Origin of the sequence: Streptosporangium sp. NPDC023963, assembly GCF_040639135.1 — a bacterium.
In the GTDB taxonomy this organism is placed as follows: domain Bacteria; phylum Actinomycetota; class Actinomycetes; order Streptosporangiales; family Streptosporangiaceae; genus Streptosporangium.
Genome location: NZ_JBEZZK010000004.1, coordinates 165,955 through 181,886 on the forward strand (window position 1 = coordinate 165,955; position 15,932 = coordinate 181,886).

9 protein-coding genes are annotated in these 15,932 nt (G+C 72.4%); 5 read left to right on the forward strand and 4 right to left on the reverse strand.

Annotation, left to right across the window (positions count from 1 at the left end; all coding sequences use genetic code 11):
• Positions 1–44: 44 nt before the first annotated feature.
• The 3 genes from pulA to AB0F88_RS15275 all read left to right on the forward strand — a co-directional run bounded on the left by pulA (position 45) and on the right by AB0F88_RS15275 (position 8,737).
• Positions 45–5,909 carry a pullulanase-type alpha-1,6-glucosidase gene (gene pulA / locus AB0F88_RS15265; protein ID WP_362682971.1) on the forward strand — a complete coding sequence of 1,955 codons (5,865 nt, stop codon included), beginning with the start codon at positions 45–47 and terminating at the stop codon, positions 5,907–5,909.
• Positions 5,910–6,036: 127 nt separating this feature from the next.
• The gene (locus AB0F88_RS15270; protein WP_362682974.1) at positions 6,037–7,767 is read left to right on the forward strand and encodes a carbohydrate-binding module family 20 domain-containing protein; all 1,731 of its coding nucleotides are present in this window, start codon (positions 6,037–6,039) and stop codon (positions 7,765–7,767) included.
• 94 nt (positions 7,768–7,861) lie between these two features.
• Entirely contained in the window at positions 7,862–8,737 is an 876-nt protein-coding gene (locus tag AB0F88_RS15275; protein WP_362682977.1) for an AEC family transporter, read from the forward strand.
• A 13-nt stretch (positions 8,738–8,750) separates the two neighbouring features.
• Here the strand turns inward: AB0F88_RS15275 and AB0F88_RS15280 are convergent, their stop codons facing one another.
• Positions 8,751–9,707, reverse strand: coding sequence for a GntR family transcriptional regulator (locus AB0F88_RS15280; protein ID WP_362682980.1), 957 nt, complete (start codon positions 9,705–9,707; stop codon positions 8,751–8,753).
• Between the two features lie 137 nt (positions 9,708–9,844).
• Between AB0F88_RS15280 and AB0F88_RS15285 the strand changes: the two genes are divergently transcribed.
• Positions 9,845–10,456, forward strand: a complete 612-nt coding sequence (locus AB0F88_RS15285; protein ID WP_362682983.1) for a GNAT family N-acetyltransferase — start codon at positions 9,845–9,847, stop codon at positions 10,454–10,456.
• A 48-nt stretch (positions 10,457–10,504) separates the two neighbouring features.
• A complete protein-coding gene (locus tag AB0F88_RS15290) occupies positions 10,505–11,383 on the forward strand; it encodes an alpha/beta hydrolase (protein WP_362682986.1) in 879 nt (292 codons plus the stop codon).
• A gap of 162 nt (positions 11,384–11,545) precedes the next feature.
• On the opposite strand, the gene AB0F88_RS15295 is transcribed toward AB0F88_RS15290, so the two are convergent.
• The 3 genes from AB0F88_RS15295 to AB0F88_RS15305 all read right to left on the reverse strand — a co-directional run bounded on the left by AB0F88_RS15295 (position 11,546) and on the right by AB0F88_RS15305 (position 15,836).
• Positions 11,546–13,942: a serine/threonine-protein kinase gene (locus AB0F88_RS15295; protein ID WP_362682989.1), complete on the reverse strand. Its 2,397-nt coding sequence runs from the start codon at positions 13,940–13,942 to the stop codon at positions 11,546–11,548.
• A gap of 137 nt (positions 13,943–14,079) precedes the next feature.
• Positions 14,080–14,730 carry a response regulator transcription factor gene (locus AB0F88_RS15300; RefSeq protein ID WP_362682992.1) on the reverse strand — a complete coding sequence of 217 codons (651 nt, stop codon included), beginning with the start codon at positions 14,728–14,730 and terminating at the stop codon, positions 14,080–14,082.
• Positions 14,727–15,836, reverse strand: a complete 1,110-nt coding sequence (locus AB0F88_RS15305; protein ID WP_362682995.1) for a histidine kinase — start codon at positions 15,834–15,836, stop codon at positions 14,727–14,729. The genes AB0F88_RS15300 and AB0F88_RS15305 overlap by 4 nt, the downstream gene beginning before the upstream one ends.
• Between the last annotated feature and the right edge of the window lie 96 nt (positions 15,837–15,932).

The window sequence follows — 15,932 nt, forward strand, 5'->3', positions numbered from 1 at the left end:
ACTTCCGGGCAATACCCTCGAAACAACTCCCGTGGAGGCCCTCCGTGGTCTGGCCGCTCCCCCCACGGCGCGCGAGAACGACCTTCCTGACGGGGGCCGCGCTCGCGGCGACCCTGATCGCCACCCCCCTCGCCGCCACCCCGCTCCCCGCCGCCGCGTCCACCTCCCCCGCGCCCCTCTCAGCACCGGTCCCGGCCTCCACGAGCTCCGTGCCGGCCTCCACGGCGCCCTCCGCGTCCGGTCCCGTGGTGTCGGCGCTCAGCCGCACCGCCGAGCCCTCCGACCGGGACCTCGCCCGCGACGCGCTCCGCGCCGACCTGAGCCGCGAGCGCTTCTACTTCGCGATGACCGACCGGTTCGCCAACGGCGACACCGGCAACGACCGGGGCGGCCTGTCGGGCGACCGGCTCGCCACCGGCTTCGACCCCACGCACAAGGGCTTCTACCAGGGCGGCGACCTCAAGGGCCTGCTCGGCAAACTCGACTACGTCGAGAACCTGGGCAGCACCGCGATCTGGATCACCCCGGCCTTCGTGAACCGCCCCGTGCAGGGCACCGGCGCGAACGTCTCGGCCGGGTACCACGGCTACTGGATCACCGACTTCACCAGGATCGACCCGCACCTGGGCACCAACGCCCAGATGAAGGAGCTGGTGCGCGAGGCCCACCGGCGCGGGATGAAGGTCTTCTTCGACATCATCACCAACCACACGGCCGACGTGGTCGACTACACGGAGAAGACGTACTCGTATCGCTCCAAGGGCGCCTACCCGTACGTCGACACCAAGGGCGTGCCGTTCGACGACCGCGACTTCGCGGGCAAGGACACCTTCCCGAAGGTGGACACCGGCTCGTTCCCGTACACGCCGGTCGCGCCGAGGAACGCCAAGACCCCGTCCTGGCTGAACGACCCGACGATGTACCACAACCGGGGCGACTCCACCTTCAGCGGCGGCGAGAACGACGAGTACGGCGACTTCTTCGGCCTCGACGACCTGTGGACCGAGCGTCCCGAGGTCGTCAAGGGGATGACCGACATCTACCGGACGTGGGTGCGCGACACCGGCCTCGACGGCTTCCGCATCGACACCGCCAAGCACGTGAACATGGAGTTCTGGGAGAAGTTCTCCCCGGCGCTGCGCGGCTACGCGGCCCAGCGGGGCAACAAGCGGTTCTTCATGTTCGGCGAGGTCTACTCCGGCGAGCCCGCCTTCACCAGCCGCTACTCCACCCGGGGCGCCATGAACGCCACCCTGGACTTCCCGTTCCAGGAGGCCGCCCGCTCCTTCGCCGGCGGCACGGCGGACGCCTCCAGGCTCGCCCGGCTGTACGCGGGCGACGACCACCACACCGACGCCGACGGCAACGCCTCGTCGCTGCCGACCTTCCTCGGCAACCACGACATGGGCCGCATCGGCCGCTTCGTCGCCCAGGACAACCCCGGCGCCCCCGACTCCGAGCTGCTGCGCAGGGACCTCCTCGCCCACGAGCTGATGTACCTCACCCGGGGCCAGCCGGTCGTCTATTACGGCGACGAGCAGGGCTTCACCGGCAAGGGCGGCGACCAGGACGCCCGCGCGTCCATGTTCGCATCCAAGACGGAGAGCTACCTGAGCGACGACCTGATCGGCACCGACTCCACCCACGCCAGGGACAACTTCGTCCCCTCCCACCCGCTCTACCGGGGCATCTCCGCCCTCGCCGCGCTGCGCGACGCCCACCCGGCCCTCGCCGACGGCGCCCAGATCGAGCGGCTGGTCTCCGGCGGCGTCTACGCCTTCTCCAGGATCGACGCCACCCGGCAGGTCGAGTATCTGGTCGCGGTCAACAACGCCGAACAGCCCGCGACCGCGAGCGTGCCCACCTTCTCGGCGGGCGCCGCCTTCACGAAGGTGTACGGCGAGGGCGCCGCCACGCTCACCACCGGCGCGGACACCAAGCTGGCGCTCACCGTCCCCGCCCTGTCGGCGGTGGTCTACAAGGCGCCGGCCAGGCTCAAGGCACCGGCCGCCGCACCGGCCGTCTCGATCGCCCTGCCGGGGACCGAGATCAGGGGCACCGCCGAGGACGGCCGGATCCCGGTCGTCGCGACCGTGCCGGGCACCGGCTTCGACCAGGTCACCTTCGCCGCCAAGGTCGGTGACGGCGCCTGGAGGGCGATCGGCACCGACGACGCCCCCTCAGGCTCCGTTTCAAGGACGTTCAGGGTCTTCCACGACCTGCGCGGCATCGCGGCGGGCACGAAGGTCTCGTACAAGGCCGTGGTGAAGGACTCCGCGGGCCGGTTCGCCTCGGCGTCCGCGCAGGCGACCGTCGGCGCCGAGCCCGCCCCCGAGGAGCCGGGCGCGGTCAAGCGCGACTGGCTGGTCGTGCACTACCAGCGCCAGGACGCCGCCGACTACGACGGCTGGGGCCTGCACGTCTGGGGCGACGTGGAGAACCCGACCGAGTGGGCCACCCCGCTCCCGCTGACCGGCGAGGACTCCTACGGCCGCTTCGCCTGGATCAGGCTCAAGCCGGGCGCCACCAGCGTCGGGATCATCGCCCACAAGGGCGAGGAGAAGGACGGCGGCGACCGGATCGTGAACCCCGCCAGGAACGGCGAGGTCTGGCTCGCGAAGGGGAAACCCGAGACGCACCTGTCCCGCGCGGCGGCCCAGGGATACGGAACCGTCCACTACAGCCGCCCGGACAAGGACTACGACGGCTGGGGGCTGCACCTGTGGGGCGACGGGCTCGCCGACGGGGTGCCCACCGACTGGGCCGCGCCGCGCCCGCCGGACGGCGTCGACTCCTACGGCGCGTTCTGGAAGGTGCCGCTGAAGGACGCCTCCCTTCCGGCGAACTTCATCGTGCACAAGGGCGACACCAAGGACCCCGGGCCCGACCAGTCGTTCACCCCGGCACTGCAGCCCGACGCCTACGTCGCCTCGGGCGTGGCGAAGGCCCATCCGACCCGGGCGGCGGCCGAGAACGTCGCGATCCTGCATTACCACCGGCCGGACGGGAATTACGACGGCTGGGGACTTCATCTGTGGGGCGACGTGGCGAATCCCACCGAGTGGGGCGCGCCGCTCCAGCCCGCGGGCGAGGACGGGTTCGGCGTTCACTTCCGCGTCCCCCTGACCGAGGGGGCCAAGACCGTGAACTACATCATCCACAAGGGCGACACCAAGGACCTGCCCGACAACCAGTCGCTGGACCTGACCGCGACCGGCCACGAGGCGTGGCGGGTCGCGGCCACCGAGGGCTACCTGCTGCCCCAGCCCTCGGCGCGGGGGTCCGACGCCGACCTGTCGAAGTCGTCGGCGCACTGGATCGACCGCGCCACCGTCGCCTGGAAGATCGACCCCGTCGCCGCGAACCGCTACTCCCTCGCCTTCTCCGCCAAGGGCGGCATCACCTACTCCGGAGACGACCTGACCGGCGACCTCAGGCTGATCCGCCTCGCGCCCGGCGCGCTGGCCGAGGCGCAGAAGGCGAAGTGGCCGCACCTGGCCGGACACGCCGCGTTCACCGTCGACCCGCGCGACGCCGACCTGGTGCGGGAGGCCACCCGCGGCCAGGTCGTGGCCGTCGAGCGCGACGCCTCGGGCGCGCTGCTCGCCGCCACCGGCGTGCAGTTCCCCGGCCTGCTCGACGACCTGTACCCCAAGGCGGCGACCGCCGAGCTCGGGCCCTCCTGGAGCGGCGGCACGCCCAGGCTGTCGGTCTGGGCGCCGACCGCGGGCAAGGTCGAGCTCGCCCTCTACCGGAACTCCTCCGGCGGCGGCCGTACCGTCCACCCCATGCGCCGCGACGACGACACCGGCGTCTGGTCGGTGCGGGGACAGCGCGACTGGAAGGACCGCTACTACACCTTCCTGGTGACGGTCTACGCGCCGGGCGAGGGCAAGGTCGTCGTCAACGAGGTGACCGACCCGTACAGCCTGTCGCTGTCGGCGGACTCGGGCCGCAGCCAGCTCGCCGACCTGTCCGACCGGGCGCTGCGGCCCGACGGCTGGTCCTCCCTGGCCAAGCCCAGGGCCGTCCCCCAGCAGAAGGCGTCGATCTACGAGCTGCACGTGCGCGACTTCTCCGCCTCCGACACGACCGTCCCGGCGGCGAAGCGCGGCACGTACGCCGCGTTCACCGGCGACTCGGCGGGGATGGGGGAGCTGCGCGGGCTGGCGAAGGACGGGCTCACCCACGTGCACCTGCTGCCCGTCTTCGACATGGCGACCGTCCCGGAGAAGAAGGCCGACCGGACCGAGCCCGACTGCGACCTCGCCTCGATGCCCCCCGACTCCGAGGAGCAGCAGGCCTGCGTCGCGAGGACGGCGGCGAAGGACTCCTTCAACTGGGGCTACGACCCGCTGCACTACACCGTGCCCGAGGGCTCCTACGCCGCCGACCCCGACGGGTCGTCGCGGATCAGGGAGTTCCGCGGCATGGTCGGCGGCCTGAACAAGGCAGGGCTGCGGGTGGTGATGGACGTGGTCTACAACCACACCCACGCCGCCGGCCAGGACCCCGCCTCGGTGCTCGACCGCATCGTGCCCGGCTACTACCACCGGCTGCTCGACGACGGCACGGTGGCCACCTCCACCTGCTGCGCCAACACCGCGCCCGAGCACGCCATGATGGGCAGGCTCGTCGTCGACTCCGTCGTCACCTGGGCCCGCGAGTACAAGGTGGACGGCTTCAGGTTCGACCTGATGGGCCACCACCCGAAGGCGAACATGGTCGCGGTCCGCGCGGCCCTCGACAGGCTCACCGTCGCCCGCGACGGCGTCGACGGAAAGTCGATCATCCTGTACGGGGAGGGCTGGAACTTCGGCGAGGTGGCCGACGACGCCCGCTTCGAGCAGGCCACCCAGGCCAACATGGCGGGCACCGGGATCGGCACCTTCAGCGACCGGCTGCGCGACGCGGTGCGCGGCGGCGGCCCGTTCGACGCCGACCCCCGCGTGCAGGGCTTCGGCTCGGGGCTCGCCGGGGCGCCCAACGGCTCACCGGCCAACGGCGACGAGGCGCAGCAGAGGTCCCGGCTGCTGAACTACCACGACCTGATCAAGGTCGGGCTCGCCGGCAACCTCCGTGACTACACCTTCACCGCCTCCGGCGGCGAGCAGGTCAAGGGCTCGCAGGTGAGCTACAACGGCTCCCCCGCCGGGTACGCCGCCGCGCCGGGCGAGATCGTCACCTACGTGGACGCCCACGACAACGAGACACTGTTCGACGCGCTGGCGTACAAGCTGCCCCCGGCGACCGCGATGGCCGACCGGGTGCGCATGCAGTCGCTCTCGCTGGCCACAGCCGTCCTCGGGCAGGGCACCTCGTTCATCCACGCGGGCAGCGAGCGGCTGCGGTCCAAGTCGCTCGACCGCAACTCCTACGACTCGGGCGACTGGTTCAACCGATTGCTGTGGGACTGCTCGGCGGGCAACGGCTTCGGCGCCGGGCTCCCCCCGAAGCCCGACAACGAGGACAAGTGGCAGTACGCCAGGCCGCTGCTCGGCGACCCGGCGCTGAAGCCGGACTGCGCTGCGATCGGCGCGGCCCGCGCCCGGTACGGGGAGCTGCTGAGGATCCGCTCCTCCTCGCCGGTCTTCGGCCTCGCCACCCTGGCCGAGGTGCAGAGGCGCGTCACCTTCCCTGTCGGCGGCGCCTCGGAGACCCCGGGTGTCGTGACCATGCACCTGGACGCCACCGGGATCGACCCGCGCTGGAAGTCGGTCACCGTCGTCTTCAACGCCACTCCCGAGGCACGGCCGCAGACCGTCGCCGCGCTGAAGGGCGCCCAGGTGACGCTCCACCCCGTCCAGGCGGCCGGCGACGACGCCGTCGTGAAGCGGTCGGCGTTCGACTCCGCCACGGGCACGCTGACGGTCCCGGCCCGCACGGTCGCCGTCTTCGTCCAGCCCTGACCCCGCACACCCCGGAAAGGCTTCGTCCAACCCTGACCCCGCACACCCCGGAAAGACGGCCGGGCCAGGTGTTGCAGCACCCGGCCCGGCCAGGGAACCCGTCCATCGATCCTGGAGGCCCCCCACCGTGAAACCCTACAGAGTCGTCATTGCCACGGCGTTAAGCGCTCTGGCAGGCGCCGCCACGCTGGTGCCCGGCGCGCTCAGCGCCCCGGCGCAGGCCGCGCCGCCCACCCCCGGCCCGATCGTGAAGCTGTGGAACTGGAACTGGAACTCCGTCGCCAGGGAGTGCGTCGACGTCCTCGGCCCGGCCGGGTACGCCGCCGTGCAGGTCTCCCCGCCCAGCGACTCGATGTCGCGGGGCGGCGCGGTCTGGTGGGACGTCTACCAGCCCGCCCGCTACACCCTCACCAGCAAGTTCGGCGACGAGAACGCGTTCAGGAAGATGGTGAACGCCTGCCACTCCGCCGGGCTCAAGGTCCACGCCGACGCCGTGATCAACCACATGACCGGCCAGGGCAGCACCAGCTACGGCGGCTACACCTTCGGCAAGTACGACTACCCCGGCCTCTACTCCGCCGCCGACTTCCACTCCCCCACCTGCGGGATCAACGGCTCCGACTACGTCAACGACGGCCGGCGGGTGCAGAACTGCGAGCTGGTCGGCCTGGCCGACCTCGACACCGGCTCCGAGTACGTCCGCACCCAGATCGCGGGCTACCTCAACAAGCTGACCTCCCTGGGCGTGGACGGCTTCCGCGTCGACGCCGCCAAGCACATCAACCCCGGTGACCTGGCCGCGATCAAGGGCAAGCTCACCGGCTCGCCGTACATCCACCAGGAGGTCATCCAGGGCGACGGCGAGGCGATCAGCCCGAGCCAGTACACCGGCGTCGGCGACGTGCACGAGTTCGTGTACGGGCGCAAGCTCAAGGAGCAGTTCAACGGCGGCCAGATCAGGAACCTGCAGTCCTTCGGGCAGAGCTGGGGCCTGTCGGTGCCCGGCGACAAGGCCGTGGTGTTCGTCGACAACCACGACACCGAGCGCAACGGCTCGACCATGAACTACAAGTACGGCGACGCCTACCGGCTGGCCAACGTCTTCATGCTCGCCTGGCCGTACGGCACGCCGAGGGTCTACTCCGGGTTCACCTGGAGCGACGCCGAGGCCGGCCCGCCCTCGGCCGGCGGGGGCTTCGCCACCGACGCCGACTGCGGCAACGGCCGGTGGACCTGCTTCCACCGCCAGATGAACGGCATGATCGGCTTCAACCGCGCCGTGCAGGGCACCTCGGTCGGCAACTGGTACGACAACGGCAACAACGTGATCGCCTTCAGCCGGGGCGCCAAGGGCTGGGTCGCGATCAACAACGAGGGCGGCGCCGTCACCCGCACCTTCGCGACCGGCCTGCCCGCCGGGACCTACGCCAACGTCGCGGGGAGCGGCTCGGTGACCGTCGGCTCGGGCGGCTCGGCCTCGGTGACCGTCCCGGCCAGGGGCGCGGTCGCCGTCCACACCGGCGCCTCGGGCCCCGGCCCCAGCCCGACCCCGACGGTCAACCCCGGCCAGGTCGCCACCACGTTCAACGCCACCGTGACCACGAACTGGGGCCAGAACGTCTTCGTCGTCGGCGACGTCGCCCAGCTCGGCTCCTGGAACCCGGCGAACGCCGTCGCCCTGTCGTCGGCCGCGTACCCGGTCTGGAGGGCCACGGTGAACCTGCCGTCCGGCACGGCGATCCAGTACAAGTACATCAAGAAGAACTCCGACGGCTCGGTGACCTGGGAGAGCGATCCCAACCGCTTCTTCACCACCCCCTCCGGCGGCACCGCGACCCGCACCGACTCCTGGCGCTGACCTCGGGCCGGCCCAGACCGGCGCGGCCCGGAAAGCCGTGCCGGTCGGGGCCGGGCTCCCGGCCCCGCGCGAGGGCCCGGCTACGGTATGCCGGGTGCAGTCGGTTATCGCGGCATTTATCCCCATATGGTGTATCGGCGCCCTCGGCTGGCTGGCCGCCCGGTTCGAGTGGGCGAGCGACCAGGCCCGGCAGGCGCTGACGCGGTTCGCGTTCACCGTCGCGATGCCCGCGGTGCTGTTCACCACGCTCAGCCGTACCCCGCTCGACCGGATCCAGCCCGGCCCGCTGCTCGCCTTCGCGATCAGCACCTTCGCCGTCGGCCTGCTCGCGCTCGCGCTGTTCCGCGGCGGGCTGCCCGAACGGGTGCTCGCCGCGATGTCGTCGTCCTACGTCAACGCCGGCAACCTCGGCATCCCCGTCGGCCTGTACGTCCTGAACGACGCGACGTTCGTGGTGTCGGTCCTGATCTTCCAGGTCCTGATGGTCTCCCCGCTGATCTTCCTCGGCCTCGGGGCCGGGCGCGCGTCCTTCCTCGCCCCGCTGCGGACGCCGATCGTGATCGCCTCGTTCCTCGGCCTGGGCGTGTCGGCCCTCGGCCTGCGGCCGCCCGACCTCGCGCTGAGGCCACTGGAGATCCTCGGCGGCGCCGCGGTGCCCCTGGCGCTCTTCTCGCTGGGCATGTCCCTGAACGGCTCCGCCGTCTCCTGGCGCAGGACGGCACCGGCGGTGATGTTCAAGCTGCTGCTCCAGCCGCTGGTGGCCTTCCTCGTCGGGCGCTTCCTGCTGCACCTCGACGGCCCGGCGCTCTTCGCTGCCGTCCTGTTCGCCGGGCTCCCCACCGCGCAGAACACCTATGTGTACGCCGCCGAGTACGGCCGCCCCACCGACCTGCCCCGCGACGCCATCCTCGTCTCCAGCGTCCTGTCCCTGGGCACCCTGTCCGTCATCGCCCTGCTGGGAGCCGCCTGATCCGAAGACGGGACTACGGGCGCGTCCGTTCCACCAGGGCGGCGAACCCGTCGAGGTGGCGCGCGAGGCTGTACTCGAACAATCCGTCCACGTCCGGCACCTCCTCCCCGGTGAGCGTGGCCAGCAGCGGGAATCGTCCGGAGCCGAGGAGCTCGTCGGCCCGCTCCCGCTGTGCCAGCCACCACCGGTCGAGCGTCACACCGGTCTCCTGCTCGGCCTCGGCCTCGTCCGCCATGGACAGCGCGACGCTGAGGACCAGTGCGGGCAGCGTGAGCGCCTCGCGGATCCGTGTCGTCATGGGCAGTGCGAGCCCGTCGAGCGCGCGCAGGGTCCACTCGGTGTGCCTCATCACGTTGGGCGCCAGCGACGGGCGGACGAGCGAGACGGCCCTGGGCAGCCAGAGGTGTCGCCGGCACAGCTCCCACTGCAGGCGGGAGATCAGTTCGAGCTTGGCCCGCCAGCCGTCCGGCCCCGGGACGGGAAGCTCCGGTTCGCCGAAGACCTCGTCGGTCATCTGCGTCACCAGTTCCTCCTTGCTCGAAACGTGCCGGTACAGCGACATCGGGCCGACACCGAACTCGGCCGCGAGCCGCCGCATGGACACGGCGTCGAGTCCCTCGGCGTCGGCGATCGCCACGGCGGTGCGGAGAGTCCGCTTCCGGTCCAGTGCCCGCTTGGGAACGCCGGCCCGCCGTGGTCTCGGGGGAGGGGTCACACCGACCGGCTGCTTCCGGCCCGTGAGGGCGCCGACCACCGTGCCGGCGCCGACCCTCGTCTCGACCAGCCCGTCGTCGCGGAGGGTGGCCATCACCCTGGTCGCGGTCGCGACCGCGACACCCCATCGCCGGGCGATCTCCCGGACCGAGGGCACCCGGTCTCCTGGCCGCAGGTCTCCGGCCAGGATCCGGGCACGGATCTCCGCGACGATCTGCCGGTACGGCGGTTCCGCTCGCTGCGTCGACGACGGCATGGAAAAGTCCCCGATCTCCTGGTGAGGTGGCCACTCGCCAAAAGTGTACTAGTTCAATCTCTCCGTACCAGTTCACTTCAACGCGCTGAATACTCGAAAAATGACCGTTTTCCAGGCTGTCTCAATACGCTGTACCCATGACAGTCGATACACCGTATGCATCAGTGCGACGGGCGGATGACACGGACCGGCAGGCGGTGATGGACGTCCTGACCGAGGCGTTCACGGACGATCCCCTTGTCCGCTGGCTCTTCCCCGAGGCGGGCAGGCGCGGCCCTCTCCAGGTGCGCCATTACCGCTCCCTGCTCGCCCATCCCACCGCCGAGGCCTACCTGGCCGGCCGTCGCGAGGGCGCCGCGGTATGGCTGACGCCGGCCGCGGGCCGGACGCCCTACCAGGAGCACCCGGACGCGCCCGAGGCGGGCCGGGAGACGGCCTCCGGTGAGGACGGGGCACGTCTGGCGGTCCTGGGCCGGGCGCTGGCCCGGCGCCACCCCGATCGCGAACCGCACCTCTACCTCCCGTGCATGGGGGTGGTCGGCGGGCGGCGGGGCGCCGGGCTCGGCTCGGCGATGTTGCGGCACCGGCTGGAGCGAGCGGACGCCGACGGGCTCGCCGCGTATCTGGAGGCGAGCTCGCCCCGGAGCCGCGCCCTCTACCTGCGGCACGGATTCGAGGACCTCGGCGAGCCGGTTCGCGTGGCGGACAGCCCGCCCCTGTGGCCGATGTGGCGCCCGCCGCGTCGTTGACCGTCACCCCGCACATCACCCGTCCGACGAACAGAAGGAAGAACGTCGATGACAACGAACCGCGACGCCGACCGGCGACCGGCGACCCTGGTGCTCGTCCACGGCACCCACTCCTCGTCGGCCTGGGCCTCCGGGCTGACCGCCGAGCTCACCCTGCGCGGGCACCGGTGCGTGGCCGTCGACCTTCCGGGACACGGCGCCGAGGCGTTCTATCCCCGTTCGTACCAGGCCCCGCAGGACCTCGAGGAGCTGGCGACCGAACCGTCACCGCTCGCCGAGATCACCATCGACGACTACGTCGAGCGCGTGGTGGACGTGGTGCGCCGCGCCCGCCGCCACGGGCCCGTGATCCTGGCGGGCATGAGCCAGGGCGGCGTCACCGTGAGCAGGGTCGGCAACGCCGTCCCCGAACTGCTCGAGCGGGTCGTCTACGTCGCGGCGTACTGCTGCGTGGACCTGCCGAACATGGCCGCCTACCTCGAGACGCCGGAGAACGGCGACAGCCTGCTCCCCCGGATCGCCGCGACCGTGGTCGCCGATCCGGCGGTCCTGGGGGTGACCCGGCTCAACTGGCGCTCGGCCGACCCGGCGGTGTTCCACGCCGTCAAGGACACCCTCGCCGGGGACTTCACCGACGAGGGGGTACGGCGGCTGCTCGGCGTGCTGGAGCCGGACGAGACCGCCGGCATCCCGCTGGCCGAGGCCCGGGGCGAGGCACACACCTGGGGCCGGATTCCCCGGACCTACGTGCGTTTCACCCTCGACCGGCTGATCCCGCCCGCGTTGCAGGACCGGTTCATCGAGGAGGCCGACCGCCTCACCCCGGACAACCCCACCGACGTGCGAAGCGTCGCGGCCCCCCATGTCGGCCCGTTCGACCGGCCCGAACTGGTGGAGATCTTCTCGGAGCTCGCCGCCGGTCGCTGACCCGGCGCGGCACGTTCCTGGAACAGTCGCGTACGGGAACAGTCGCGTACGGCCGGTGATCGGGAGTTCCGGCGAGGCGGAGCGGGCCCCCGGAAACCCGGGGACCGTAAGCTCAGGGACCAGGCACCCGGAGCCCAGGACACCAGGGCACCGGGGCGCCGGTCAGCCCAGGCGCCAGACGCGGACGGTGTCGTCACCGCCTCCGGTGACCGCGACGGGGCGCCCGCCGAGCTCGGTCACCGCGGCGGCGAACACGTTGTGGTCGTGGGCCTTGAACGGCCGCCCCGCCGGCTTTCCGGTGTCGAGGTCGTGGACCCGCGCGGTGGAGTCGTTGCTGCCGGAGACGACGACGGTGAGCGACCCCACCCGGCCGACGGCCAGGGAGTAGACCCAGCCGCTGTGGCTCCGGATGGGCGGGCGTGCCTCACCCGCGCCCGCGGCGTCGTCGATGTGGATGTCCTGCGCGCCGCCGGCGGACAGCACCACGAGCCTGCCGTCCAGCTCGGCCGTGGTGACGACGGTGACCTGGCCCCGCTGGGTGAGGATCGTCTCGCCGGGCCCGGAGCGGAGCGGCCAGCGGCGCACCGTGCCGTCGCCGCCGCCGGTGAACACGACGGGCTCGCCGTCGAGCTCGGCGACGGCCAGGCCGAACACGGCGCCGTCGGAGGCACGGCGGGCCTTGCCGATCGCGGCGCCTGTCCTCAGGTCCCACACGCGCAGGCTCCCGTCGCGGCCCCCGGTCACCACGACGGGCTCGCCGTCGAGGGTGGCCAGGGCGAGGGAGAAGACGGGCGCGGCGGCGTCGATGGCCCTGCCGACCGGCTTGCGGGCGGCGAGGTCCCAGCGGCGTACGGTGCCGTCGTCGCCGCCCGACACCGCGATCGTCCTGCCGTCCAGCTCGGTGACCGCGACGGAGCGCACCCAGTTGGTGTGCCCGGCGAGCGTGGCCAGCGGCCTGCGGGTGGCCAGGTCCCACAGGCGGACGGTGCGGTCGTTGGCGCCGGAGACGATCACGGACCTGCCGCCGACCCGGGCGATCGCCACCGACTGCAGGTCGTCGCGATGGCCGCGCAGCGGGCCGCCGACCGGCGCGCTCCTCCAGTCCCCGGTGACCGAGGTGGGGGTGGCCGCGGGGGACGCCGATCCACCGGGAGAGGGGGAACCGCCGGGAGACGGCGAAGTGCTGGGCGGCGCTGATTCGCCGGGCGAGGGGGAACCGCCGGAGACCGACGGGGATCCGGTCAGCGCGACGGGGGTGGGGTCCGCGGGCTCCTCCCCCGTACCCGCCAGCAGTGGCGGGAGCACGAAGACCCCCGCGGAGACCGCGACGGCGGTGGCGGCGACGGCGACCCCGATCCGCCACGGCCGCGACCGTCCGGACCCACCGGGCACGGTCGCGTCGGCGAACCCCTCCCGCGCGTCACCGGGAAAGGCCGGTACCCCGGGATCCGCCGGGCGCCACTGCCCCGGCGCGGCGCCCGGGCCGATCGGTGACGGCCCGGCGTACGACGGCTGCGGGGGCGCGGTGCTCCGCCCGGGTGGCGGCAACGGCGGGGACGGCGGCTCGGACGGCGACCGAGAGAGCGGCTGCCGGGACGGCGGGAGCCGGGTGGGCCGCCGGGAGTCGGCACCCCACCCGGGAGACGGCTGCCCGGACTCGCCGTCCCGACCGGGGGGCGGCTGGGGCGACGGTGGCCGGTCCCGTACCGGGTGCCCGGCCTGCGGCGGTGAAGGTGGCGCGACGGCGCCCGCCGACGGCTGGCGGATCAGCCGGAACAGCAGGTCGGAGGCGACCGGCCGGTCGCCGGGGTTCTTGGCCAGGCAGGTGCTCAGCAGCGGCCGAAGCCCTTCGGGCACCCCCGACAGGTCGGGCTCGGCGTTGAGGATGCGGTGGAGCACGGCCGGGATGGAGTCCTGGCCGAACGCGGGGCTGCCGGTGGCGGCGAACACCATCGTCACGGCCCAGCTGAACACGTCCGAGGGGGCGGCGACGAGCTGACCGTGCACCTGCTCGGGTGACATGTAGGCCGGGGTCCCGATGGCGCCGCTGGTCTGGGCGGACCCGGCGTCGAGCGCCTTGGAGATGCCGAAGTCGATGACCCGCGGGCCGTCGAAGCCGAGGAGCACGTTGGCCGGTTTGAAGTCGCGGTGCGCGATCCCCGCCTGGTGGATGGCGACGAGCGCGGTGACCGTGCTGATCGCGACGCGCTGCAGGGCGGCGCCGTCGCGCGGCCCCTCGCTCTCGACGGACTGTTGCAGCGACGGCCCGTCGATGAACTCGCTCACCACGTAGAGGTGGTCGTCGCTCTCCCCCGCGTCGAGCACCCGGGCGGTGCAGAACTCGGCGATCTGCCGGGCGACGGCGATCTCCCGCTGGAAGCGCGCCCTCGCGACCTGGTCGGCGGCGAACCTCGGGTGCAGCACCTTGACCGCGACGCGCTCACCGGCCGGGTCACGGCCGAGGTAGACCGTGCCCTGCCCGCCCTCGCCGAGCCTGGCCTCGATCGCGTACGGCCCGAAGGCGGTGGGGTCGCCGGATCTGAGCTTCGTACCGGCCATCGTGCTCCTCCCCACCGCGAACCCGCCCGAGTGGTCCGGCGGCCGACGCCCTGCCGCGCGCCGGGTTCCGGGCAGCCGAGTCCCGGAAAAGAGCATGCCAGTATCGGCAAATTGCACCAAATGACGGCTGACTACTATCAGTCGAGGATGCTGGCGTGCAGGGCGCGCAGCACCGCGTTGGTCCGGTCGCGCGCCCCGAGTTTGAGCAGCACGGTCGAGACGTGGTTCTTCACCGTGCCTTCCGCCAGGAACAGGGCCTGGGCGATCTCGCGGTTGCTGTATCCCTCCGCGACGAGCCGCAGCACCTCCACCTCCCGTTCGGTGAGCTGCTGGATCGCGGGCAGATCGTCGTCATCCGCCGGCCGGCGGCGGTGCACCGCGCGCAGCAGCCGATCGGTGATCGACGGCGAGATCAGCGTCCCCCCGTCGGCCAGGACGCGGATGGCCCGGGTCAGCCGTTCGAGCGTCACGTCCTTCAGCAGGTAGCCGCACGCCCCCGCCCGCATCGCGTCCAGCACCAGGGTGTCGTTGTCGAACGTGGTCAGCACGAGCACCGGCGGCGAGCCGTCCGCGCGCTCCTGCAACGCCCTGAGCACCCAGATGCCGTCGTGGCGGGGCATGCGCAGGTCGAGCAGGACGACGTCGGGGGCGTGCTCCTCGATCGCCGCCAGCGCGGACATGCCGTCGTCGGACTCCCCCACCACCTCGATGTCGTCGGTCAGGTCGAGCAGGCTGCGGATGCCCTGCCGCACCAGGGTCTGGTCGTCGACCACGATCACCCGGATCATCGCGCGGGCACCCTGGCGGTGACGCGGAAACCGTCGCTGCCGTCGAGCCGCACGTCGCCGCCGATCGCGTCGATCCGCTCGCTCAGGCCGCGCAGCCCGTTGCCCGGTAGCAGCTGGGGACTGCCGCGCCCGTCGTCGACGGAGGTGAGCCTCACACCCCGGTCCGGTGTGCTCTCGATCCGGATGCGCAGCGAGGTCGCGTCCGCGTGCCGGACGGTGTTGGTGACGATCTCCTGGACGACGCGGATGAGCGTCATGGCCACCTCCTCGGTGGGGCGTACGTCGTCGTCGATCCACACGCCGATCTCGAGGCCGGGGATGTCGCGTACCACGGCGGTCAGGGACTCGCGCAGATCGGGTGCGTCGGCGCGCAGCTGCCCGACGGTCGTGCGCACGTCGCGGAGCAGGTCCCGCGCCACCCGGTCGGCGCGTTCGATGTGCACGCGCGCGCCGGGGCCGTCGCGGTGCCGGGCGACCTCCAGCTCCAGGGTGAGCGCCGTGAGCTGGTGCCCCATCAGGTCGTGCAGTTCCCGGGCGATGCGCAGGCGTTCGTGGGCGCGTGCGGTGTCGGCCAGGATGACACTCGCCGCCCGCAGCTCCAGATGCGCCTCGCTCAGCTCGCGGCGCATCCGCTGCTCCCGGATGATCGCCAGCGAGCTCAGCAGCGTCGCGGTCTGGATCAGCAGGTACAGCAGCGCGCTGAGGCCGATCTGGGGGAAGGCGGCGCCGGCGAGGCCCGCCGTCACGGCGATGACGGCGGTGTTGAGCACGACCACCAGCGGGCCCGCCCACGGCGGCGCGATGTACGCGCCCAGGGCCGCGACGAAGACCAGCAGGATCGGCAGCCACCCGGCGCCGGGCGCCGTCAGGATCGTCAGCCACCCCAGCACGACGGCCGCGCCGTAGCAGGCCCACGCCCGCCTTCGCCGGCAGTCCTCCCAGAGCACGGCGGTCAGCGAGGTGACCAGCAGCGCCACGAACAGCGCGCCCCACACCGGCCGGGGCACCCACGTCCCGGCCGCGCCGAGCAGTATCGGAGTGCCCACCGCGAGGCACACCAGCAGCACCGCCAGCCCCGCCCACACGTCCGGCTCGATTCGCCGCATACCACCACTTTACTGGCGCTCGCATCCGCGCCGAGGTGCCGAAAGTCATGGGTGCCGATGCTGACCATCGGCACAGGCGCCAGGGGCTCGCCCTTC